This is a genomic window from Pseudomonas sp. NBRC 111127 (assembly GCF_001320345.1).
Classification (GTDB): Bacteria; Pseudomonadota; Gammaproteobacteria; order Pseudomonadales; family Pseudomonadaceae; genus Aquipseudomonas; species Aquipseudomonas juntendi.
The window spans coordinates 1-22189 of sequence record NZ_BCBD01000090.1 but is presented as its reverse complement, the minus strand read 5'-3'; the positions used below and the strand labels follow the sequence as shown (position 1 = coordinate 22189).

At 60.9% G+C, this 22189-nt stretch carries 33 protein-coding genes; 3 read left to right on the top strand and 30 right to left on the bottom strand.

Annotation, left to right across the window (positions count from 1 at the left end; translation table 11 throughout):
• From APH30_RS16870 to APH30_RS16770, 23 genes are all read right to left on the bottom strand, one after another.
• The coding region (locus APH30_RS16870; protein ID WP_054913201.1) for a host specificity factor TipJ family phage tail protein at positions 1-2854 on the bottom strand (2854 nt) is incomplete at its 3' end.
• Positions 2851-3231 carry a hypothetical protein gene (locus tag APH30_RS16865; protein ID WP_054913200.1) on the bottom strand — a complete coding sequence of 127 codons (381 nt, stop codon included), beginning with the start codon at positions 3229-3231 and terminating at the stop codon, positions 2851-2853. The genes APH30_RS16865 and APH30_RS16870, both read right to left, overlap by 4 nt.
• Positions 3228-3707 (bottom strand): DUF1833 domain-containing protein, encoded by a 480-nt coding sequence (locus APH30_RS16860; RefSeq protein ID WP_054913199.1) that lies wholly within the window; start codon positions 3705-3707, stop codon positions 3228-3230. The genes APH30_RS16865 and APH30_RS16860 overlap by 4 nt, the downstream gene beginning before the upstream one ends.
• Complete coding sequence (locus APH30_RS16855; RefSeq protein ID WP_054913198.1) at positions 3704-6166, bottom strand: phage tail tape measure protein; 2463 nt, start codon at positions 6164-6166, stop codon at positions 3704-3706. Before APH30_RS16855 ends, APH30_RS16860 begins: the two co-directional genes overlap by 4 nt.
• A 57-nt stretch (positions 6167-6223) precedes the next feature.
• Complete coding sequence (locus APH30_RS16850; RefSeq protein ID WP_054881554.1) at positions 6224-6574, bottom strand: superinfection immunity protein; 351 nt, start codon at positions 6572-6574, stop codon at positions 6224-6226.
• A gap of 71 nt (positions 6575-6645) precedes the next feature.
• Positions 6646-6801, bottom strand: a complete 156-nt coding sequence (locus APH30_RS29125; protein WP_177333743.1) for a hypothetical protein — start codon at positions 6799-6801, stop codon at positions 6646-6648.
• A 68-nt stretch (positions 6802-6869) separates the two neighbouring features.
• Entirely contained in the window at positions 6870-7340 is a 471-nt protein-coding gene (locus tag APH30_RS16845) for a phage tail assembly chaperone family protein, TAC (RefSeq protein WP_054913197.1), read from the bottom strand.
• Positions 7341-7348: 8 nt separating this feature from the next.
• Positions 7349-8083 carry a phage tail tube protein gene (locus tag APH30_RS29995; protein WP_054913196.1) on the bottom strand — a complete coding sequence of 245 codons (735 nt, stop codon included), beginning with the start codon at positions 8081-8083 and terminating at the stop codon, positions 7349-7351.
• A 63-nt stretch (positions 8084-8146) separates the two neighbouring features.
• Entirely contained in the window at positions 8147-8515 is a 369-nt protein-coding gene (locus APH30_RS16835) for a DUF3168 domain-containing protein (RefSeq protein ID WP_054913195.1), read from the bottom strand.
• On the bottom strand, positions 8512-8997 hold the full coding sequence (locus APH30_RS16830) for an HK97-gp10 family putative phage morphogenesis protein (protein ID WP_054913194.1): 486 nt from the start codon (positions 8995-8997) through the stop codon (positions 8512-8514). The genes APH30_RS16835 and APH30_RS16830 overlap by 4 nt, the downstream gene beginning before the upstream one ends.
• On the bottom strand, positions 8990-9331 hold the full coding sequence (locus APH30_RS16825) for a phage head closure protein (RefSeq protein WP_054913193.1): 342 nt from the start codon (positions 9329-9331) through the stop codon (positions 8990-8992). The genes APH30_RS16830 and APH30_RS16825 overlap by 8 nt, the downstream gene beginning before the upstream one ends.
• Positions 9331-9807, bottom strand: coding sequence for a head-tail connector protein (locus APH30_RS16820; RefSeq protein WP_054913192.1), 477 nt, complete (start codon positions 9805-9807; stop codon positions 9331-9333). Before APH30_RS16820 ends, APH30_RS16825 begins: the two co-directional genes overlap by 1 nt.
• Positions 9808-9810: 3 nt before the next feature.
• The gene (locus APH30_RS16815; RefSeq protein WP_054881547.1) at positions 9811-10035 is read right to left on the bottom strand and encodes a hypothetical protein; all 225 of its coding nucleotides are present in this window, start codon (positions 10033-10035) and stop codon (positions 9811-9813) included.
• 41 nt (positions 10036-10076) lie between these two features.
• Positions 10077-11333, bottom strand: coding sequence for a phage major capsid protein (locus APH30_RS16810; RefSeq protein ID WP_054913191.1), 1257 nt, complete (start codon positions 11331-11333; stop codon positions 10077-10079).
• 9 nt (positions 11334-11342) lie between these two features.
• Positions 11343-12044 carry an HK97 family phage prohead protease gene (locus APH30_RS16805; RefSeq protein ID WP_054913190.1) on the bottom strand — a complete coding sequence of 234 codons (702 nt, stop codon included), beginning with the start codon at positions 12042-12044 and terminating at the stop codon, positions 11343-11345.
• A complete protein-coding gene (locus tag APH30_RS16800) occupies positions 12041-13375 on the bottom strand; it encodes a phage portal protein (protein WP_082416195.1) in 1335 nt (444 codons plus the stop codon). Before APH30_RS16800 ends, APH30_RS16805 begins: the two co-directional genes overlap by 4 nt.
• Positions 13368-13532: a hypothetical protein gene (locus APH30_RS29120; protein ID WP_010952648.1), complete on the bottom strand. Its 165-nt coding sequence runs from the start codon at positions 13530-13532 to the stop codon at positions 13368-13370. Before APH30_RS29120 ends, APH30_RS16800 begins: the two co-directional genes overlap by 8 nt.
• A gap of 11 nt (positions 13533-13543) precedes the next feature.
• On the bottom strand, positions 13544-15253 hold the full coding sequence (locus APH30_RS16795; protein WP_054913189.1) for a terminase large subunit: 1710 nt from the start codon (positions 15251-15253) through the stop codon (positions 13544-13546).
• Positions 15253-15636, bottom strand: a complete 384-nt coding sequence (locus tag APH30_RS16790) for a hypothetical protein (RefSeq protein WP_054913188.1) — start codon at positions 15634-15636, stop codon at positions 15253-15255. The genes APH30_RS16795 and APH30_RS16790 overlap by 1 nt, the downstream gene beginning before the upstream one ends.
• 76 nt (positions 15637-15712) lie before the next feature.
• Positions 15713-16231, bottom strand: coding sequence for an HNH endonuclease (locus tag APH30_RS16785; protein ID WP_054913187.1), 519 nt, complete (start codon positions 16229-16231; stop codon positions 15713-15715).
• 7 nt (positions 16232-16238) lie between these two features.
• The gene (locus tag APH30_RS16780) at positions 16239-16604 is read right to left on the bottom strand and encodes an HNH endonuclease (RefSeq protein ID WP_054913186.1); all 366 of its coding nucleotides are present in this window, start codon (positions 16602-16604) and stop codon (positions 16239-16241) included.
• The gene (locus APH30_RS16775) at positions 16595-16774 is read right to left on the bottom strand and encodes a YebO family protein (protein WP_054913185.1); all 180 of its coding nucleotides are present in this window, start codon (positions 16772-16774) and stop codon (positions 16595-16597) included. Before APH30_RS16775 ends, APH30_RS16780 begins: the two co-directional genes overlap by 10 nt.
• 64 nt (positions 16775-16838) lie before the next feature.
• Positions 16839-17063 (bottom strand): hypothetical protein, encoded by a 225-nt coding sequence (locus APH30_RS16770; RefSeq protein ID WP_054913184.1) that lies wholly within the window; start codon positions 17061-17063, stop codon positions 16839-16841.
• 103 nt (positions 17064-17166) lie between these two features.
• Here APH30_RS16770 and APH30_RS16765 point away from each other — a divergent pair, with 103 nt between their 5' ends.
• A complete protein-coding gene (locus APH30_RS16765) occupies positions 17167-17397 on the top strand; it encodes a hypothetical protein (protein ID WP_054913183.1) in 231 nt (76 codons plus the stop codon).
• Between the two features lie 65 nt (positions 17398-17462).
• Here APH30_RS16765 and APH30_RS16760 read toward each other — a convergent pair whose 3' ends face one another.
• Positions 17463-17780 carry a hypothetical protein gene (locus APH30_RS16760; RefSeq protein WP_054913182.1) on the bottom strand — a complete coding sequence of 106 codons (318 nt, stop codon included), beginning with the start codon at positions 17778-17780 and terminating at the stop codon, positions 17463-17465.
• Entirely contained in the window at positions 17780-18151 is a 372-nt protein-coding gene (locus APH30_RS16755; protein WP_054913181.1) for a hypothetical protein, read from the bottom strand. Before APH30_RS16755 ends, APH30_RS16760 begins: the two co-directional genes overlap by 1 nt.
• A 121-nt stretch (positions 18152-18272) precedes the next feature.
• Between APH30_RS16755 and APH30_RS29595 the strand changes: the two genes are divergently transcribed.
• Entirely contained in the window at positions 18273-18506 is a 234-nt protein-coding gene (locus APH30_RS29595) for a DUF6555 family protein (protein ID WP_009685285.1), read from the top strand.
• A 416-nt stretch (positions 18507-18922) separates the two neighbouring features.
• Positions 18923-19111, top strand: coding sequence for a hypothetical protein (locus APH30_RS16745; RefSeq protein ID WP_009685283.1), 189 nt, complete (start codon positions 18923-18925; stop codon positions 19109-19111).
• Positions 19112-19427: 316 nt separating this feature from the next.
• Here APH30_RS16745 and APH30_RS16740 read toward each other — a convergent pair whose 3' ends face one another.
• The 5 genes from APH30_RS16740 to APH30_RS16720 form a co-directional block, all read right to left on the bottom strand.
• Positions 19428-19937, bottom strand: coding sequence for an acyloxyacyl hydrolase (locus APH30_RS16740; RefSeq protein WP_054913180.1), 510 nt, complete (start codon positions 19935-19937; stop codon positions 19428-19430).
• A gap of 224 nt (positions 19938-20161) precedes the next feature.
• A complete protein-coding gene (locus APH30_RS16735) occupies positions 20162-20551 on the bottom strand; it encodes an antiterminator Q family protein (protein ID WP_054913179.1) in 390 nt (129 codons plus the stop codon).
• Positions 20548-20799 (bottom strand): hypothetical protein, encoded by a 252-nt coding sequence (locus APH30_RS16730; RefSeq protein WP_054913178.1) that lies wholly within the window; start codon positions 20797-20799, stop codon positions 20548-20550. The genes APH30_RS16735 and APH30_RS16730 overlap by 4 nt, the downstream gene beginning before the upstream one ends.
• Positions 20800-20839: 40 nt before the next feature.
• Complete coding sequence (locus APH30_RS16725; RefSeq protein WP_054913177.1) at positions 20840-21346, bottom strand: hypothetical protein; 507 nt, start codon at positions 21344-21346, stop codon at positions 20840-20842.
• Positions 21333-22189, bottom strand: an 857-nt coding sequence (locus tag APH30_RS16720) for a DnaB helicase C-terminal domain-containing protein (RefSeq protein WP_156326521.1), incomplete at its 5' end; no start/stop codon positions are given. The genes APH30_RS16725 and APH30_RS16720, both read right to left, overlap by 14 nt.

Genomic DNA, 22189 nt, shown 5'->3' with positions numbered 1-22189 from the left:
GGGCCGGCTCTATCGCTAGGTCGGTGACCAGATCAAAATCCAAGTCGGTCGCGGCAATGCTCATCTCGTACTCGCTTACCCGGGTCGGCACGATCAGCGCGGTGGCAGACCCATCATGACGCCGGATCATGATGCGCGGGCTGTCCACGCCCCAGTCCAGCGGCTCCGTCACCTCGAGTACGACACGGTCGCCGACCTGCCGAGCGCCGATGATCAGTGCCGACTGGCTGGTTCCTGGAATGTCGTCGGCCAGGGCGATGCGATCAAAGCGTTCATAGCACAGCACTTCGAGATCGGTGGTTCCAGAGTACGACCAACGCTGGGACTGGTGCTTGCGCAACAGCCTCATGCCGATGCGCCAGGCGCGATCCCGATCCAGAACACCATCCAAAGTGATGGCATCGACCTTCAGGCCAAGGCTGTCACCGATCCGACAAGGCACTGTTTCCTCTGACCAGGTACGTGGGTCGACATACTTCACGTCTACTCCGTCGAAGTCATCCTGGCCAGGCGCAGTGAATGAGGCGGTGAGCTCGTCGGTAAGTTCGTGGTTAGTGATGGTGCCCCTAACGGGCTGTACACCTTCCCGGATCGCGCTAATCAATCCCTCTGTCAGCGTAAGATGACTCATGCCGGCCGCGAAGATCGTTTGCAGCACCTCCCGCACCGACGAAGCTTCGGTGTACTCCAGGTCGAAAGTCTCGCCGCGGGGCGTCCAGTATGACGACTCAAGCCCGAGCAGCTTCGCTGTGTCGACCTCGTCCGACAGAATGCCTAGACTGCCAAGAACGTGGAGCGCGGCGCCACTGATTGAACGACCAGGGAAGCCTTCATATAGCCGCTCAGCCACCAAGCTAACGCGCCGATCTGACTGAGCACCCAGGCGGTCTCCGGTTCTGATCGATGCAGTGAAGATGGTCACCCCGGGGTAGACTGCAGGGGCTTCCAGCTTCGAGCGCAGGCCATACCAGTAAACGGTGTCGCGGGTGTTCCCGCCGCTCTCGGGATTTTCGCGTCTAACTCGGTACTGCGGTCGCATCTTGTACGGCAGTGTCTTACGGAAGGTAAAGCCGATGGCGTCCTCGGTGTTGCTCTGCAGGTTGTGCACCTCTCTGGTCCAAGCGCCGCCGATTGCCGCATCACGCCACTCGACAAAAACATTCAGAGATCCCGCCCGACGATGGCCGTTGCTCTTGTACCAGGCAAGACCGCCTGGTAGATAGAAATCATATTCGATGGTATCGGTCACCTCCTGCTCCGGCACGGCCATAAATGGACCGAGCCAGTCCAGGTTGGAGGCACCGTCCGCGCTAAGGGAGAAGTCCAACAGCGTCCGAACAGCAAACCCTGCCCACCCGGTATCTATCACACCGGCATCGGTGAGGCGCTGAACGCTCATGGTTAGACCATCAATGTCAGTGATGGTGTAGCGGTGGCTGCGATAGCCCAGGGATAGCCGCTGCGATCCATCTTCAAGACCGGCGAAGGGAGTGCCGTTTTCGTAGTTGAGCTCGATGTACGCCGGCTGCTCTGGCACGCCGCCGGCTGACGCCGAACCCACGGTGTATACCGGGGCCACGCCGAACACGGCCACTGGGGCATTCGACTGCGAGAGAGTACCGCCCCGGTAAGGGCTCGACGGCTCAGCGATCAGCAGGCGGCCTGAGTTGTCCTGGGCCGTCAGTCCCATTCCATCAAGCTGGGAGGTGATCGAGGAGACCAAGCCGCTCATGTTCAAGTAGTTGGACGCCAGCGAAATGGTCCGCGTACTCCCCCGGTAGGTGATCGTCCATACCGCCGGGGAAGCCGTGAAGTCGTAGGTAGTCGGCGATGCGCTCGCCTGCACGGACGATGGGCTGCCCCCCGACCCGGGCACCGGAGGCACATAGGGCGAGTAGCTGGCCACCACCAGGTCATAGTCCATATCGGTGGACAAGGTGACCTTCATACCCACGAACGGAGCCAGATCACCCAGCGGCCCGGAGATCCGGTCGTACTCGCCAACGCTGCTCACCGTGTAGCTGTTCGGCGTACGCATGGTGACGGTCAAACCCACATCCCACACCTCGGGAAACTCGGGGCTTTCGCCCGCAAGGCTCACGCTCAGACCGCCCAGCACCAGCGCATCGGCAATCACCGAGGTTCCGCCGCTGGCTGTCGATGCCGTGTCCAGGCCTGAGGTGCCGGCATCGGTACCGCCGACCTCCCCCACCGAGTACCAATTCTCCGCCCGCGGATCACCTGCCAGGCTCTCGCCTGGGTTGTAAAAGGCGTACGACACATCAGTGCCGAACGCGGCCAGCGGGGTGTCGCCGATCTTGATGCTGCTGGGCAGGAAGACGTGCGACCCAGCACCTACGCACAGGCACAGGCTGGTGTGCAGTTCGCGCTCATTGACGAAGCGCGAGACTGGCTGCACCACGTAATCCGGGTAGACCTTGTATCGGCCAAGGATCTCCCGTACCGGCTCGTTGACCTTGGCGCGGTTGGCCTTCGCCGGGTTGAGGTCCATCGAATCGCCCTGGCCGGGCTGCGATACCCCAGGCGTTTTCATGGACAGAACCATGACCAAGGCGACAGCGGCAACGGCCACAGCAGCCCAGGCCGCCACCACCAAGGCACTCGCCCGCGGTTCGGGATAGATGCGCACATCGGTTTCTGGCCGCACCACGAACTCAGCCCAATCCGCCACCGGCAAGAGCTCGCCGCTGACCTTGATACAGATGGGGTGTTCGCGCTCCAGCGAGAAATCAGGCGCCTGCTTCTTCAGCCAATCAACCAGCAGGATCGGGGCCTCGATGACGTGGGTTTCAAGTGGCTCGCCCTCAAGGCCGCTGGGGTAAAGCCTGATCATCGGTAGTACTCCACTCTGGCAAACCGCCGCTCAAAGCGGCGCAAGGGTGTCAGGCTGACGTTGCGCTTGGGGTTGATCTCCAGCACCTCCAGCGCGCCGGCGACCTCCAGCACGATGGCGACGTGGTCCTGCACTTGGCCCCGGTAAGCAGCGGCGACAGCGCCGTGCCCCGCTGGGCAGCTGGTAACTGCGGTCTGGATCATCTGCTCGCACGCCCGCACGAACCCGCCGTCGGCCTTGCGCATCTCCGCCCACTCGGGCCAGGCCGGCAGGCCCAGGTCGCGGCGAACCTCCAGCACCAGGCCGTAGCAGTCGACATGCGGCCACAGCCGACCGCCCTCGACCCAGAGGCCGAGGTTGTATTTATCGATGTTCATAGGTAGCGCAGCCCTGGGAATTCGTTGAGGTTGTAGGTGTTGCGTGGCCACCGAGTGTCGAGCAGGTCGAAGTAGCCGGCGGTCACCGAGACCTGGGTCGCCGTGACTGAACCGCCCTTGATCTTGAACCGGTGCGGCGCATGGGCCGGCGCGCCGAGGTCGTCGGAGGTGTACGCGCGGTAGATCAGCGACATGCTGCGCCCATCCCTCAGCGCTGCACGGATAAAGCCAGAGGCAACGCCGTCGATGTTGCTCAGGGCGAAGGTCAGGTCCTGGGTGCCGTCGTCATTACGCGCCGGCAGAGCCAGGTCCATGCCGCAGGGCGTGCACACCACCACCTGGCCGGTTTCGAGCGTGATGGTCAACTCATCCCACCCTTTGGTCATCCAGTAGGTGGTGATCCCGTCAGTGATCTCGAGCACTTCATGGATTATCTCAGGGCCGGAGCTCGCATAGAGCCTTTTCAGGATGCTCATCGTGCAGACCTTTTGACCGACCAGGCCCCTGCAAGCGCTTTAGACACGTCGCCATTGCCACGGGCCAGGTCGCCAGCAATCTGTTTCTTTGCCTCGCGAATGAATAGTTTCATGCGGTCACCATCCTGCTGCACGTCGACCTGGGCCGGCGCGTAGTTATGGACCTCAACGTTCATCGAGCCGCCACCAGGCTTGGACGTGGCATCAACGCTATTTGCGCGCTGCAGGTAGCCGGTCAGGTCCCGGTTCTGCGCCGGGCTCAATACTCGCTCGCCGCCATCCAACAACCAGGTGCCCTCGCGGGGAATGCTGTTGATACCGGCGTGCGCCTGGCCAGATAGCGCCGATCCAACCCCAGTCATCAGCAACCCTGCTGCTGCTGATGCAGCGATAGCCGCACCCGGCGCGATTGCCGGGCCCACGAATGGAACCCCGATCATCGCGGTGAATGCGTTCAGGCCGGCCATGGCCACCTGTGCTGCCGCGTACGCCAGCAGCGAGTGGCCGATGGACTGAATGAAGGTCGCGGCAAAGTCCTTGGCATTGAGCTTCCCGGTCTCGGCCCACTCGGTCAGCATGTCGGTCAGCGAGCTGAAGGTCGCCGAACCCACGCTCTGCATGTTGCTGTACAGATCCATGGCAGCTTGTGCCTGGGTCGCGAAACCGCTGATGAAGCCAGCGGTGCCGTTCTGCTGCATCGCGTCAACATCCTGGTAGTACTTCTCCTGCATGGCCTTGCGGTCATTCAGCGCTTTGTTGAGGATTTCCGTCTCCCGCTCGTACACCGAGTCGGACACATCCCCTGCATCGTGACGCTGCCGCAAATCCTCAAGCTGGTCCTGGTAGTTTTGCTCGATGGCCAGCAGGTCCAAGGCCCGCTGCTTCATCTCATCACTGCTGTAGGCATTCTTCAGCGGCGCATCCAGCGTGCGCTGATCGATGCTCAACTGCCGCTTCACGCTTGCATCAAAACCGGCGACCGCCTTGTCGTCCTCCTTGGCCTGCTTCAGTTGCTTCAGCTGGTCCAATTCAGCGGCCAGGCCCTTCAGACGCTCTTGCTGCTTGGCGCTCAGGCCGGTGAGATTCCCCGACTCCAGCTCGAACTGGAGCTTGGCCACCTCCGTGGCTTCTTTGCGCTTGTCCGTCTCGGTGTTGATAAGGGCAATCTGGCGTTTGTAGCCTTCCTCGGCGGTGTCGAACTGACCCTGGAGTTTTTTGGCAGCGGCTTCGGCCGCTTTGGCGGCCTCTTGCTGGGCTGGGGTAGTCGGCGTGAATGTGCCTGGCTGTGGCGTACCGCCACCAAGTTCTGCGGCAGCTTTTTTAGCATCAATTACATACTGACGAATCTTGTCGCCCGCCAGCGGCTTAGCAAGCTCCTTATTGATTTCCTCGATAGCCACACGTGCATTGCCAAAATTCACCAGCGCGTCCTGACGCATATTTTCAGCGGCAGTTTTGAAATTGCGCGAAGTCTCTCCGAACGTGATTTTCCCGAGAATGTCGTTACCCGCAGCACCTATAGAATTCAGGTAATACATGGCCGTATCAAAGCTACCGACCAGGGTCTGCGCAGTGATATTGAACGCCCGAGCAATGCCGTCACCGATGCTGGCTGTAACCGCTACGGTCTCAATCATTGAGTCGGCTAGAGCGCTGATCTGTGACTTCAATCCCCCAGCTTCTTTGGTACTGCTTGCCAAGTCCTTCGAAAGCTGCGCCAGCACAGGCATGAATTCGGCGGCTAGTGTGGTCTTCACTGCCCCCAAATATGTGCCAAGTACGGTGAGCTCATTACTGAACTGCTTGGCAGCCAGAATGGTTGTTTCATCCATTACGGCGCCAGCAGCTTCAGCTGCATCACCATATTCCTTGAAACCCTGGGAATTGTTCAGCAACAGCGGCAATAGAGCCGTTGCGTCACTGGCAATCGCTTCAAGGTAGAAAGTCATTTCCGACTGACTAACCTTCGCCTTTTCAAGGCTGGACACATACAGGCCAAGAGCCTGGCTGCCACTCAGGTTGCGAAACTGCTCAGCGGTAACGCCAACCTTCGGCGCGATCTGCTCAAAGAAGTCGGCCATCCCGCCGCCTCCGGTGTTCAGAAAATCACCGACTTTGTCATTCACGTCCTTGAGAATGTCGGAAAGCTTGTCCTGCTCGACCCCTACTGTTTTGGCCCCTACGGCCATCTTTTGGAAATCAGTTACGCTGACGTTTGCTACTGCGGCAAGGTTGGATATCTCAGATGCTGAATTGACAGCTGAGACCATCATCGTCGTAAACGCAGTAACAGCAGTCGCAACGCCTGCGCCCACAGCAGTACCTACCGCTTTGGCGCTCTTTTCAACCTCTTTACGCCACTTGGCGGAACTGCGCTCCGCCTTGTCCATGCCGGCTACAAACCCGCCAACCTGTGCAATAACGTCCAGAGTCAAAGTGCCCAGCGATCTTGAGGCCATCTTTTTCTCCGAGCATAAAAAAACCCGCACTCGGCGGGCTAATTGTCATGATTATAACTATCGACCAAGAACCTTGGACTTCTCTGCTTCAAATTCTTCAGCGGTAAGATGTCCGCGATCTCTCAGTTCGGCCAACTTCTCAAGCTTCAAGTAAGGATCTTCCTTGTCTGGCCGCGTGACCAGTATCTCTTTGTGCTTAACCGTAGAATTGCTCTTTATCGCAGACACCGACCATATAAGCGATGCAACCCAGCCTATAAATGTCCAGCCAAGCAACAGATTCAGGAAAAAAATCGAAGCCTTGTTGTGATGCCCTCGTACCACTGAGATCAGGAATGGCAGAAGGTACAAAGCCGTCATCCCTATCAGCATTGGCGCGGCATCAAATGGTTCTGGGTTTACTGCCATGGCTTGGGCTCCCTGCAATCCCTTTCATTGGAGGACGGCAATTTACCATCATTGCCAGCAGGGTTGCACCACTACGCCCATGTAGCCTTGGCATCCTCTAGGGAGATCGGCCTGTCGTCCTGATCGTGCGGTGTGAAGTCTGCAATGGTGTAGGGTGCCGGCCGCTTCTTCGGGTCTCGCGCCTGGTTGGCCAGGATCATGGCCAGCAGGCCAGTGGCGCGCTCCACCCGCATCCCGACGTGAAGTGAACCCCGACGCTGCCTGTACTTCTCCCAAGACCTGAACTCACGAAGGCTCAGGTTTTCTTTGGCCTGCGCGATCGTCGAGCCGCCGATGCCGGAGAGGACGAGCTCGTGCCAGATTTCGTCGAGCTCGGTGAGCTCTTCGTCTTTCCCAGGTCGTTCACCTCTTGGATGGCAAACAGCAGGGCGACGGACAGTGCGCCATCGAGAGAGCCGAGGCGCTTGGTGCTTTCGGGGTCTTTTTCCAGCTCGACCGGATCGAGCGGGCCGTGGGTAATGTCCAGCGGGCTGCTGAACACCGGGTTGCCGTGCTCGTCGCAGATGGACGCGGCGATGCGGGCAGCGATGCTGTCTTGCTTGCTGGCTGCCGAAATCACGTCGCTTACCGCTGTTTGGTAGCCAAGCGGGCGGACGTAGACGGTAGCGTTGAAATCGGTGCCGTTCTGGCGCCATTTGATTTGCTTTTCCACCGGGCGGCCAGTGAACGAGCCAGCGCCTTTCAGCGCGTCGAGTGTCAACTTCATGGGTTACCTCAGGCGTCGGTGGTCTTGGGGATCCAGGCGGAGCCGCCAGAGCGCTGGATAGTGGCAGCAGTGGTGACTGCGGCGTTGGCGGCATGATCGAACGGGAAGTCAGCGACATAGCCGTCGAACAGGAACCAGGTGCGGGTCGGCGGAAGCACGAAATCATCGGCGTCGCCAAGGACCGCAGAAGCCGCAGCGCCGGTGCCAGCGCCACCGGTGAAGCTGATTGTCGGCTTGCTGGTGTACCCGGAGCCGGCGTTGGTGATGTTGAAGCCAACCACCTTGCCATCCTCAATGATCGCGGTTGCAGCCGCGCCGGTACCGCCGCCGCCAGAGAACGCAACAGTCGGTGCGGAGGTGTAGCCGGTGCCGCCATTGGTGAGCTCGATAGCCGCCAGCGCGCCTGCCACGCCGACGGTGGGCTTGATGTCCTTGCCGTCCGACCACCCTACCACCCAGCGAATGCTCTCGATGGTGTCGTCTTCCGAGATCTGATGCAGGCGCACATGCGAGGCGTTGCGTGGGTCGACATTAAGGGTCAGTGAAGCCTGGCCAGGGGTACGCAGGCCGCGCAGGTACTTGCGCACGGTGTCGCTGAGGCAAGTCACTTCAACCTGATCAGCGGGGTTGCCCCCTGGGCTGAAGGCGGTGGCGCACTCAACCTCCATGACTTCGAAAACAGTACGGTTTGCAGCCGTGGGCACCAGGGCGTAGATCTGGGTGCCTTGTGCGAGAATCGCCATGGGTCTCTCCAATTGCGGGCAAAAGAAAACCCGCACTGGGCGGGCTATTGGGGTATTGCTCAGCTACCGGTGAACCATCCAGTCCACGTCGAAGCTGGCTCGGTAATTCTTAGTCTCTGGATCGCGGCGCTCAGCACCCCAGCGGGTGACGTAAGCTTCCAGCTCGATCGCATCGCGGATGGCGTCCCTGACTTTCCGAGCGGATTCACCAGTGGCGGCGTAAACGTCGACTTGCAGCGTGAAGCCATCCAAATCTGGGCGGCCAGCCAGGTAATTCTCTGGAATGCCGTTGACGATCTGCCAGACGGCATATGGCCTGGCCACGCCCTCCTCTGCCTCGCCAAATGAGTAGAGGCGCATGCCAGTCCCGGCGCCGAGCAGCGCGGTAACTGCCGGGCTCTGCAGGCAGGCCTGTACGATAGGTGGTGTCATGAGCCTGCCGCCTTCTTCGCTGCGCGCCGAATGGCACGGTCGATTGCCTTTTCATACTCGGTGACGAAGGTGTTGGTCACCTCGCTGATGCTATCGGCCAGGGCCGGGCGCATGAATGGTGCTGCGGGCATCTTCTCGGTACCGAATTCGATCAGTCGCCAATGAGGCGTCGGTGCGTTCGAACTGAGATCTCCGCCATCCTTGAGCACCGCACCGTGCAGTACACCGACCCGGAAACCCAGGTCGCCAGTGCGCTTGAACAGCCGCCCATTCCAGCGCAGCGCGATGTTGTCCGAGATCGACCGCCCAGTAGCCTTGTCGTCGATGCGTTCAGCACCGGCCTTAGCCTTCTGCACCACCACCTGGGCGGCCTTGCGCAGAGCGGCCCGGCCACCTTTGTGACGAACATCTACGCTGACCTCTGATAACTTTCCCAGCAGGCTGTCCAGGCCGAGAATGCTGAACTCGACACCGTCAGCCATCCTTCACCCCCTTCTCGACCAAGATCGTCAGGTAGTCGAGACCGGATTTGGCGTCAGCCAGAGGCGGACCGACGATGCTGTATACCTCACCTCGGTACAGGATGCGCATGGTCGGAACTACCCCAGCCCGGTACCGGATAACCATGCGGCCCGTGGCCTGGGCCTGGCCGGCCTGAGCCGCTATGAAGTCCTTGGCCGATAGGTCTTCGACACTTGCCGGACACTTCGCCCAGCGAGTGACCCATTCCGGCTCCCCGAACTCCAGGGTCGCCGGGTCACGCACCGGCCTCTGCTCCTGAATGTCGATGCGATGCCGCAGTCTGCCGGCCTGCATCACACACCCATCCGGATGCGGTACGGCATCAGCAGGTGCCGGGATGCCAGCGGCAGCTCAACAGCTGTAGTCCCGGTCACCACGTCTTCACGGTTGGCGAACAGGTGGCCAAGCTTGAGCAGGCAGGCCGCCTGAATGGAAGGGTTGAGCACCATCCCGTAGGCGATGGCATCGGCCTGGTCATACGCATCGGCCAGCACCTGGCGGGCATGGTCGAGCATGCGGCAGCGTAGCGTGTGGTCCTGCTCTGCCTCAGCGGCAGCCACCGCCTCGGTGTTCGCCTCCTTGGCTTGCTGTAGGGCGGCAGACACGCCAGCACGGGCTTCGTCGAGCGCCACCTGATCCAGGTAGAAGCGGCGGTTGAGGAACTGCATCGCGGCCTCCTCCGCCGCATCGAGCTGCGCCTGGACCAGAACTTGGTCTTCTGGCTCGGCCAGCAGGTGGTGCATGGCCAGATCGATGGCGATCACAGACATGGATCACTCCTTGGCCTTGGTGGTAACGCTCTTACCGCCCTTGTTGGCCGGCTCCTGACCCTTCTTGTTCTCGGGCTCCGCAGCTTTCTTCACGTCGTACTCCTCGATCAAGCCGTTGCGCAGCAAGTCACGAGCACGCAGCTCGTCCACGGTGATTTCTTGGTTGCGCTTGACGTAAGCGCCACCGTTGTTGAAGCCCTTGATGGTTTTGACTTTGACGTCTGGCATGTGCGGTCACGCCCGGTTTCCCGGGCGCGCTCCTGAGGTGGTTACGGGGTGGCTTCGAATTCGCCGTGCACGAACGACTCGGGGCGATACACCGCCAGCGCCAGGCGCTCCTCGGCGCGGATGGTGACCATGTTGGTGCGGAAGTTGTCACCGTCTTCGGTGGAGACCTCGACAGCCGCTTCCTCGCGGTCGAATACCTGTGCAGCGATGTTCATCGCGCCGACCAGGAACTCACCCTCTGGCACCGCGTTGCTGTCCACCACCGGCAGCTTCCACAGACGCTGGACGCCGCCTTCTTGGACGTTCACCCAGATGTAGGAGCCGTTGGCGTCCTTGGTCAGCTCGATGTCTGCCCAGTCCACAGGGTTCAGCGCGATGGCCGAAGCACGGTACTCGGCCACGCGCACCTGCAGAATTGCGCGGCGCAGGGTGTCGATCTTGGTGTCGCCGGTTTTGCGCAGCGCTTCGTTGAAGGCGGTGGCTTGCGGGATCAGGCCCAGGAGGTTCTGCCCGGTGCCGTCGCCGGCCAGCAGCTGCTCCTCTTCCTTGTACTTCAGGCCGTAGATCGCACGGCCGTTGATATAGCTCTGCAGCAGCGGAATGTCCGACAGCACCTGCTTGGAAGCGCGGAACCAGTGGGCAATGGTGATGACGTTGGTGGTCTTCAGACCGAAGGACAGATCGGACTGGGCCTTCGCGGCGCCTTCACCCGCCTGGGACGCGGCCATGTTCTGGAAGCCGGTTTCTTGCACGAACTCGACCGCGTTCGAACCGGTACGGCCTGGCATGATCAGGTCGCGGATGGTGAACTCACGCTCGGGGCCCACCACGATGCCGGGCACGCGGGTCGGCTGGATTGCAACGCCGACGCCACCGGTGCCGGTGGTAGCGCTGGTAATGTTGGTGACGGCCTTTCGGCCTACACGAACGATGCCGCGACCGCGAGTTTGCAGCGACTTAAAATCGTCGCATTCGGTCAGCTCTTCACCTGCCGACTTGAAGTCGACTGGGTCATTCGCGGAGAAGCGGCGAGCCATTTTCTGCTCGATCTCCTGCAGGCGGTCCTGCAGGCCCAGGCCATCCTTCACCAGTCCATCGAGGATCGTCTTGGTTTCGGTCAGGATGGTGCCGTGCGACTTGATTTCTTCTGCGGCCTTGGCGGCGAACGCCTTGATCTCTTTGTCGCGCTCATCAAGCAGGTCGTTGACCGCTTTCAGTTGCAGCTTGTCTTCGGCATGCTCTTTGCGCTGGAACTGGCGATGTTCGGAGCGAGCCTGGTTGCTCATGGCGTTATGCATGGTGATTCCTCAAAACGAAGGGAGGGAAAGAGCCGGGCGCGACTTGAGCGCCTCAGCGATTTCAATTGCTGCCAGGTCGCCCTCGGACTCGCTCCGGAGCAGGTGCTGCAGGCCACGGTTGGCAATCACCGCAGACTGAGTCTTCGAGAAGCCTGCCTCGCGCAGGAGCAACTCAAATTCGGGCATCGAAGGCAGGCCGCCGTGGGCAAGCTTCGATTTGATGGTGTCGGTTCGCGCCTCGTCGTTGGCCGGCACCGTGACGATGGAGATCTCGATCAGATCCAGCTTCGTCAGCGTGCGAATGCGCGTTTTCTCGTCGAAGCTGGATTCGCGCACGTAGTAGCCGATCGACAGGCCGGTAATCGAACGCGTCTGCATGCCGCGGTACGCGATGCGCGCATACGGGGCGTCCTGCAGCCAGAGCTCGCCGGCGCCGAAAAGCCCTCGGTCGTCTTCCTTCATGCTGCCGATGTCCCAGCTGCCGATAGGCTCGCCGGTGCGGTGCTGCCAGAGCACTGGGAAGGTTCGTGCCTTGGCCTTGGCGTCCTCGATCGATTCGAGGAAGGCGCCAGGCGCGACGACCTCGTTGTAGCTGTCGACCACGCCGAACACCGAGCCGTAGCCAGAAAAAAGGCCGTCTTCACCGACAGCCTTTACGTCATAGTCGAAGGAGCGGTACTTGACCGCCGCCAGTCGATCCTTATGTCTCATGGGGTGTTACCTCTTGGCTGGTCGTTTAGCCAGTCGAGCAGCGCCGCCTTGGCCTGGTTGGCGCCGCCGGGGTCTTCGCCCAGCTTGTCGATCGGCAGCATGTTGGATTGCACAGTGAGCTTTGCCGCGTTGCCCCCCTCCGGCGGCAAGTTCTCTTTGCGCCGGCAGTCGTCCCGGGTGTAGATCCCGTTCTGGGTCATCGAGCTGTAGAAGGCCGCCCGCGCCGCGCTGTCCATGCGCAACAGCCCTTCCGGGTTGAACTTCACGTAGAAGCGGCGACGTTCGTCAGGACGCAGCAGGCGGCGGTTGGCGCACATTTCGATGCGCTTGATCCAGGGCAGCAGCGTGAAAGACAGGAAGCCGATCATCTGCTGCTCCATGCCGGTACCCCAGCTGGTGGAGTTCTGTGTGTGACCGACCATCCAGGGCGGCACGCGGAACCAGCGGCAAATCTCCTCGACGTTGAACGCCCTGGTCTGCAGCATCTGGGCATCCTCGGGCGTCATGGATACCTGCTGGTACTTCATGCCAGCCTCGAGAACCATCGTCTTGCCGTGGTTCGTTGCGCCGGAGAACTGCTTGATCATGTCCTCGCGGATGTCCTTCCGCTGTTCCGGCTTGAGGATCTGGTCCGTGGACAGGACGCCGCCCAGCTTCATGCCGTTGGCGAACATCTTGGCCGCCGACTCATCAGCCGCCATGGCCGAGCCCAGCACCTGTCGCCCGTATGCCAGAGGCGAAAGGCCGCAAAGCGGGTCAACGCCGAAGGCTCGCACGTGCACCATCTGATCCTCGGTCAACGTGTGAGGCTTGCCGAAGTTGTCGGTGTAGCGGTACTCAATGGAGCCGTCCGCCAGGCGCCGCGGGGGCGACATGTTCTGCGGCAGAAGGAACTCCAGACTCGTCAAGGTCCGGCCGCTCTGGTGGGGCTCGCAGAATGCGTTCCCCTGCAGCAGCAAGCTGGCCATGACGTTTTCCCAGAACTCCACGGGGGTTTGGTCGGCGTTGGGCTGCTGGCTGATGACAAAGTTGACCGGGTGAGAGCTGGCCACCACCGGCGCACCGTTCCTGTCCTCGTACAAGGCGATCGGCAGCGTGGCGATGGTCTCAGCGATCAAGCGCACGCAAGCCCACACAGTCGAGAGCTGGAGCGCCGTTTGCTGGCTGACCACCTTCCCCGATGCCGAGTCGGTGCCGTAGAAGGTGTTCCAGGAGGCGGAGTCGGTTAGGCCGATCTTGCGGCCCGCCCAGCCCGCCAGGCTCGATGCCACTCCCGGCTCGGCCGACTTCACCAGGGCCTGGCCGAGGATCTGAGTGAGTGATTTAGCCACCGATCAACCCCTTGCGAATGAAGCCCGCGGCGACCAGTAGCGAACCGGCAGCGGCCAGCAGCGCGTAACCCAGGCCGGCCAGCACGTATACGCCAGCAACGCCCAGCAGCAAGCCGCCGGCGGCAAGCACCAGAAAGATGATCAGGCCAGTTTTCATAGGTTGTCCCGTTAGCCAACCACGATCGGGCTGGCAAGAAAGTCATCGAAGTGGCCGGAGTCATCGATACCGAGCTTTATGGCCACGGCGCAGCCGGTGATCAGACTCACCATGCCGTCGATCTTGTTCTCCGGGCGCTCCTTGTTGGGGTAGATGTTGTCCTTCACGTCCAGCTTTGCCACCACGTTCGAGGCCATCCAGGTCAGTACCGGGCAATCGCCGTGGGCAAGCTTTCGCTGCAGCACCAGGGCTTCAACCTCTTTCATGGGTTCGCTCAGGTTCTGCACCGTCTGGCGGAGCTCAACCATCGGCAGTCCCTCGGCGTCCATTTCCTGGGCCAGCTGCGTGGCCTGCCAGGGGTCGTAGGCATAGGCCCGGATGTCGAAGCGCCCGGCAAACTCACGCATGTCCTCCTTGATGACTTCGAAGTCGGTGACCTCGCCGTCAGTCAGGGTCAGCAGTCCGAGCGCATCGAACTCGCGGTATCGCGCGGTGTTGCTGTCCAGCTCCTCGAGCACGCGCGCTTCTGGCAGGTAGTACCTGGCGTGGATGTGCCAGAACGGGTCGTCCCCATGAGGCGGGAAGATCAGCAGGTTCGCCGCGATGTCGATCTTGCTCGCCAGGTCGAGACTGCCGTAGCACGGGCGCCCCTCCAGCTCCGCAAGGCTTTTCCTGGCCGGAGCCTCTTTCCAACGCAGCATGTTGAGCCAGGCATTCTTGGCACCGACCCATTCGTTGAGATGCTTTGTACGGAAGGTGGCCTGCTTGGTCGCCGATTGCATCGCATCACGCTGGCGGGCCAGCAGGAAGTCCTCGGCGACGGATATCCCAAAGTTTGGATTAGCCTTGCGCAGCGCGATTTCGCTGGTCCAGTCGTCGCCCTGGTCGATGGTGTAGAGGGCCGGCCATAGGTCCGGCCGGTCGATCACGCCTTCCAGCATTCGCTCGGAGTCACGAATCAGTTGGTGGCAGGGGCCGCCAATACTTGAACCCGCCGTGGTGATCACCAGCATGATGGGCTGCTCGCGGGCACCCATCCCGGTCTCCATCGTGTCGTAGAGCGTGGAGTCTTGGTGTTCGTGATATTCATCCACCACCGAACACGACGGCGATGACCCGTCTCCTGGCTTGCCGATGACAGGCTCGAAGCGCGACCCATCGGCCAGAACGACCATGTTGGATGCATTCACGTCGACGCCGTAGTGCTCTCGGAGATCATCAGTCCGCTCGACCATCAGTTTTGCCGGCCGGAACACTTCCCAGGCTTGCTTTTCCGTGGTCGCACCAGAGTAGACCTCGGCGCCGAACTCTCCATCGGCAACGAACATGTACAGGCCAACGCCGCCGCCGATGATGGACTTGCCGTTCTTCCTGGGCACGAACACCAGAATCGTGCGGTAACGCCGGGTGCCATCCTTCTTGCGGACCCAGCCGAACGGCACGCACACAGAGAAAAGCTGCCATGGCTCCAGCTTGATCAGTTGCTTCTTGCCGCCCCATTTACCCTTGGTGTGCGGCAGCAGTTGCAGGAACTTGGCGACCTTCTCCGCCTTGGCCGGATCGAACTTGTACGGGAAGTCCTTTCGCTTCGACGCGACCAGGTCATCGAGGTGACGCTGGGCCAGCAGCATGATCCACTTGCAAACGAGGATCTTCCCGGCGACGACATCCTTGGCGTACTTCTCAGCCGCCTTCATCAGCGGAAATTTCGTCTTTGCCATCACAGCTCCGCGAAAGCATTGCCCTTCGGCGCGTCCTTCTTGCCGCCGCCAACCTTGGATCGGTCGGCCGGGGTCATGCCGAACTTGCCGAGCATGGCCTCCAGCCGCACCAGCTTGGCAGCAGGGAAATCGAGTGGGTCGGTGCGGAACTGGGCCAGCAGGTTGGCGGCCAGTTCCAATGTCAGTCGGTCAGAGTTGGTCAGCACGTCCCGCGGGGCGTACTTGGCGATCTCTTTCCAGGCGTGGAGCACTGCTCCATTGATGTGAGCCGGCGGGGCGGTCAGCTCGCCCGCCGGCTCAGCGTCCTCGCGGCGCCGCTGGGGGTCTTTCTTGAACGCACCCGTCAGCTCAAGCACGTTCGTCGGCTTGCGCGGTCGGGCCATTTTGGAAACCTGAATTTTGCGGAAATAGAAAAAAGGCTGAGGGCGCGGTGTCCGAGCGAAAAGGTGTGAACTTTCACTAGGCCCCTACCCCTACCTTGATCGGTATGCAGCTCCAAGCCTTGCCGCTGACGATCTTGGGGATGTATTCGCGGTGTACGCCGTACTCCTCGGCCAGAGCCTTCGGCGACTCGCCTGCAGCTCTCCTCTGCCTTATCTCAACCACCTGCTGGTCAGTAAGGCGTCGATGCAGAGCCTTCATTCCTGGCCCGCGAGTACCATGCTTGATGGCGTCCTCTAGGTTCTGTCGCCTGGTACCCCACGCCAAGTTAACCGGACGGTTGTCCTCGCTCACACCGTTCAAGTGGCGCGCTTCAAGGCCGTCAGTCTGCGGCAAGCCTGCGTACGCCATAAGCACGAGTCGATGCACTTCGAAGCGATGACGCTCCTTCTTGCCATTGACTCGCACCGTCAATGTGACGCGATGGTAGCCATCGTACACCTGGCTCTTCAGCACCCTTACCGATCCAGATCGAACAGACGCAACTTCCCCGTCCTCAGTTGCGTAGTAGCCGCTGAGGTTGGGTATAGGTCGCATGGTCTATCTATCGATGTTGTCGGGATTCTTTCTGCGTCTTGGCCTTGTGACAGTCGCGGTTGATCGCCCGAAGGTTGTGATCATCGTCGGTGCCGCCGTGGGCCAGGGCAACAATGTGGTCAACCTCGTGCGCTTCTCGGATCCTGCTGAGCCTGACGCAGTCGTCGCAACGGCAGAGGTACTGGTCGCGCTTCAAGATCCGCTCACGGATGCGGCGCCAGGGCCGGCCACCTCGGCCGGACCCCTTGCGGGTGGCCCAGGCCTTGGCCTGCTCGGCAGCCAGCTCGGCGTGTCCGTCGCAGTAGCCATTGGCGTTGCGGTGCAGCGATCGGCAGCCTTGAGCTCGGCAAGGTCGTTGCGGCCTCAGCGGCATGGCGCACCACTCAAGTAGGTCTTGGGCGGGGCATCTGGATCAGCATCACCCTCATCCGCCAGGGCTTCGATCAGTGCCAGGTTCTGGCTTACGATCGTCTCCAGCAAAGCGGTCTGCTTCTGCTGCTGCTCCAGAATCTGCTGGAGCAAAGAGATTGCTTGCTCGTTCACGCGCGACCCTCATCCACTTGTTGATCCATTCGCGCCGGGCGGCGCATCCACTACAGGCCATTGCTCACCTCCTGTACCAGATCAGCTGGTAGCACCGCGCATCGGCGGGTATCTCGGCGATGGGCCAGCGCAGGCAGCCCATGTACTTTCGCTCTGGCAGGGTGCGGCTCACACGCAGCGTCTGCACCAAGTAGGCAGATCCGGCAGCAGTGGTTATGAAATCACTGACTGCAATGCCGTCGGCACCGTCGACATACAGCCTGCATGGTGTATAGGGTTGCTTCGCCATGATTCGATAAGCTCTCTCGCGCAATGAAATCGGCGCATCCGCGGGGTCGTTGGAACAGCATTCCGCCCGGATGGTCGTAGCGGAAAGATCTGGAGAAACCGTGATGAAAGAAATCGAAGAGCTTATAGACAGGTGCGTTTTGCTGACCGAGAAGCTTGAGGGCCTACTGGAGGAGCACCCTGTGGCGTCCGGAACAGCTGTTTATGAGACCGCCGTTCGTGTCCTCACCATGCAGGTCAATCAGCTTCAGCAAGATGTAATTGCCAAGGCAGCGCGCGGAGTCATCCACGAAAGGGATCAGCTTCAACCGGTCTTCGGTCGAGTGCTTCACTAATCTGGCGGAACGCATGATCAGCGTGCTCGCGCCACGAAACGGCGCATGTCTGATTTGTGGCGCGGCTACTGCGATACCCGGTTCAGCGCCTCATCAGCCTTGTCGGCTGCCTGGGTCGCGGTAGTGGCTGCCTTCGACGCCTGGGTCGCGGCGCTCTCGGCCTTTCTGGTCAGCTCGTCCAGACGCTTGTCACGTTCAGCCATTGCGGCGTCGTAGGCCTTCCGGATCTCGTCGACCTGGTGCGACTGAGTGCTGGCCATCGACCAATAAGCAGACTGCCAACCCAGAACTGCACCGCCTGCAATGAGCACCGCAGCGATGACCCACACCTCTGCCCGTCGCCACCAGCGTCGAGCGATGAATTCCAAAGCGCATTTGTCCATCAGGCTGTACCTCCAAGCTGTGCACGCAGCCGGGAGATCTCTGCGCTCTGCGTGGTCACCTTCTCAGTGAGCTGGCCCACCTGACACGTGAGCGCTTCAATCTTTCCTTCCATCCGTCCAACTGCTGCTGCCAACTCGTTGCGCTCCTTGGCGAACTGATCGGCGCGGACCTCGGCCAGCTTTCGGGCCTCTCGCTCGGAATCGAGCAGTTCATTAAGCCGGCGGACAGTGCCGATATCGGCATTGTCCATAGCGCGATCAGCAGCGTCCTTGGACAGGAAGCGGCGCACCCATAGCAATGCGCCCGTGACAACGATGCCACTACCGCCCAGCCAGGTGGCTGTGCCTGGGCCCAGGTCGGTCGGGTCCATTTGCTTGCTCCGTACGTGAGAATTGTGCTCCGGCGTTAAACCGGCCGGATGCTTGCCCCCGGAATCCCTAGGGGTTAAAAGGAATGTTGGCCGATCTGGCTTCGCTAGAAGGAACTAGTAAATGCCCGTCAGTAACATCTATGTGGTCGCTTATCACCTCCATGGAGAAGCTCGCGAATTCATCGTCCGCGCCGAGAGGATGGATAACGCTGAGGCCTGGCACTGGGCTGCCTGCGAAGCCGGCGTTGGAGTCATCCCTAAGTTCACTGCTTCGGATATCAGAAAAGTCTCTCGGCCTGCTGCTGAGCGCTTCGGCATAACTGACGTCCAATGGCGGAGGTCCGGCAACCTATGAAATACCGCATCGACTACAACCTCAAAGGCCATACCAGATTCTGGATATGCGATTGGCCTAGCACGCCGAACGAAGACAATGTGCTGACCGCTCTCCTCCGTCTGCATGCCCCCGCTGACCCCTTGTCTGAGGCGCGCGCGCCGTGCCGCTTATCACATGATGATCTCCGCATTGCGATCGCAGATTTGGGTATCTCGGATGTACGCATTGAGGGGGATGATTAGCTATGCCGGGGCACCCAGGCCGACGCTGGCAAGTACGCCGGTCACTGCGAGGGCGCCGGCACTTGGCTCGGCCATAGGTGGTGCTCCAGAAACAAAATGCCCCGTCGAACTGGCGAGCCCTTGGATACGTGAAAAGATGGCCCCGTGCTATCGTCGAGTTTCCACACAAGACGTTTCACGGAGCGAAAAACGATGAAGGTAACCCTCAAGTGCGCCAAGTGCGGCAGTGACAAGTTCGAGGTTCCGGCTAGGCCGAACAACAACTCGAAGGTCACCTGCGGCAAGTGCGGCGCTGTCGAGACTTACGGAAAGCTCATGAAGGCTGTGGGTGACAAGGTCACGAAAGACCTGGAGCGGCAGCTCGGGAAACTGTTCAAGTGACTTGAGCGTTTCGCCCAGAGGGCGCAGGAAGTCAGCGGCGCCCTCAACCTCAACGTCGAGCTGTAGCTTTTCCATACAACCTCCAGATACGAAAAAGCCCCGGCAGATACCGAGGCTTGGAATGGGTGCGGAGGGCCGGTGCATACCCGGCTTGGTGGCCTGGATCGCTGGGTCACATACCCCAGACTCTCATCGCGTAGACGACCAGGGAGCGCACGGCTTTGATCGACGCCACTACCGACTTAGTCCAGCTGCCTGAGCGTGTCATCCGCACAAAAAAGCCCGCACAGGGCGGGCAAAGAGGGATCGTGCTTTTTTAAATCTGGTGGCTGTAGAACAGCGAGTACGACTCGATACCGTCGTTGGGCTGCTTAATGCCAGCGTTGGAGTAGTGAATCGCTCGGATGCCAACCTTCTGCGTCTCGCCGATCTTCAAGCCCGCACCGATGCGGTCTTCGAAGTTGAAGGCCGAACCAAAGTCCTGGTCACCTGCGGACGTACCAGAGAAGACCGCCAGGCCGATGCCAGCCTCAATGAATGGCTTCACGTTACCGCTGCCGAACTCGTAAACGAAAACTGGCGCAAAGGACAGCGAGTGAGCGCCACCGGAAGCATCTCCTGCTTCCCAATAGGTATACCCAGCATCCCAATAACCGGTGAGACGGCCAGTACTGGATTCAAACCAGCTTTTGTCCCAGTTAAAGCCAATGCCGACGCGCGCTGTAAGACCACCTTGGCCTGTCGCGCCAAGCGCCCCGGAAAGCTCAGCTGCTCCGGCGGACGCAGCGAAAAGGGAAAGCGCCACAACGGCGAGAACGTTTTTCATACGCACGGTCTTCCATGTTATTGAGTAGCAACCTATCAGAATTATAGCGCTATCAAATCGTTCCCTCATACAAGCAAAATGCTTTTTCTGGAGGGCTACCTGAATCGAAGCCCCTCAAAAACACAAAACCCCGACACAATGGCCGGGGTTCCTCTGTGTCGCGTTGCTTGCAAGCTGGACACGCTGCTATGAAAACAGGTGTTTATCCGCCCGCATAGAACTTTTTACGCAGCTTCTCGAATTTCTTCGAGGGCGCAGTCGATCCATGCAACGCCAGCCTTGATGATCTCTCGGGTCTTGCGCTCGGACATTCCAGCCTCCCGACCTACCCGCATAGCCGGTTGCTTGTAGCCGTAGTACGCCCACACGAAGTCCCCCATCTGCTGGTTGCGCTTCACAAGCCTTGCAACAGCACCATCCACGACCAGCGCCAGATCGTCCGTGATCACATGCTGGCGCGCACCACCCTCGGATGGGACGTTGTCCCGCATGAGCGCATACAGGGGTGAGACGTACCGTGGCACGCCCATCTCGCACATCCGCCACCAGCCCCACTGCTCGAGCAAGTACTCGGTATCGCCCAGCATCTTGTCCACGTAGGTTCTTTTCTTCATGCAGCCCTCCGGGGCGTTGGGTCGGTGTCCAGGCCGAACAGCTCGCGCAGCAGCTTGTCAGCGTGTTTGTTCTTGGCGTTGCCTTCGGTGATCCAGCCCTTGGCAAACTGCTCGAATCCCACATTGGCGCGGGCGGCGTGCCAGTCAGCCACGATATCCATCAGTGCTGCCGAGGCGATGCGGCCGTTGTTCTGCTCCAGGAGCATGCGGTTGCCCACCTTGAGGAACTTGCACTCCACTGGGGTCATGCTCTTGCGCGGCAGTGCGGCAGTGCGGCAGTAACGTTACTCATCGAGTGGCTCCTTGGGCCACGCGGGCCTCAGCAATTCGAACAAAGCCCAGGAACTGGTCAGCCGGCATTGCCTCCTTGATAACGTCGAGGATCACCCGATCCATGTGCTGCTGGGTGTGCGCCTTGGCCTCCTTGCGCAACTGGCCGCACCGGTACAGCAGGCGGGTGCGGTCATGGTTGATGTGCTTGAGCGCGGCCTTGGCCCGGTTGTACCAGCTGCGATCGTATGGACGCCCCTGAACAGCGCCCTCTTGCGCCTGGCTCAGCGCCAGCTCCAGGCGGATTGCGTCACTCACCAACTGCTCGTGCAGGGCCTCGCAGGCCTCAAGGGTTTCCGGCAACTCGCGGGGCCCCACAAGGCGTGGGTGCGCTTCTGCGAGTTTCGGGGCATTGCCAGCGGCAACAGGCTGCTCGGCGCCAGCACGCTTGGTGACGGTTACCGAGAGGACCGGAGTTGCAGGTTTGCCAGCGCCAGCGCGCGGCCACAGATCAGAAAGTTTCACGATGCTTGCTCCCCTTGCGGTGTTTGGAGAAATTCAGGACGCGGGCCATCTCGACTTCATCGTCAGGTGGTAGTCGGTTGCCGGCAAAATTGACAAATCGGGCGTACTGCCCTTGGCGCTGTACCAGGCATGAGCCCTGCGGGGCCTGCCGCCCCTTGTCGAGGATCAGCTCGGTAACGCCCTGCTCGCCCGCTTCCGACTCCGGGTCGTGGTGGACCAGGATCACCGCATCGGCGTCCTGCTCGATCTGGCCGGAGTCGCGCAGGTCGCTGGCCTGGGGCTTCTTGCCTGGGCGACTCGCTGGGTTCCGGTTGAGCTGCGCCAGCACCAGCACCGGCACGCTCAACTCCTTGGCCAGGTTCTTCAGGGCAAGCGAAATCTTGGCCACGGCATCGGTGCGGCTCTGGTTCTTGCCCTCCGCGCCCACCAGGCCCAGGTAGTCGATCATCAGGATGTCGAGGCCCTTTTCGCGCTGGAGTCTGCGAGCGTCCGAACGGATCGCGCTCATGGTCATGCCCGGGGTGTCGTTCAGGTACAGCTGGGCAGCCTCGATCTTGCTGCCGGCGGTCCCGATGCGCTGCCATTCGTCCTCGTCGAGGCTCTTGACCTCCTCCATGCGGCGCAGGTCTACGCCGCCCTGAGAGGCGATGGTGCGAACAGTGAGTTCCTTCTCGTCCATCTCCAGACTGAAGATCAGGCCCACTCCGGCGCCGCGGATGGCTACGTGGTTGACGATCTGGAGCCCCAGCATGGTCTTGCCGCTCCCTGGGCGCCCGGCAATCACCACCATGCTCTTGGGGCGCAGGAAGCCGATCAGCTTGTCCAGGTCAGTCAGGCCGGTCG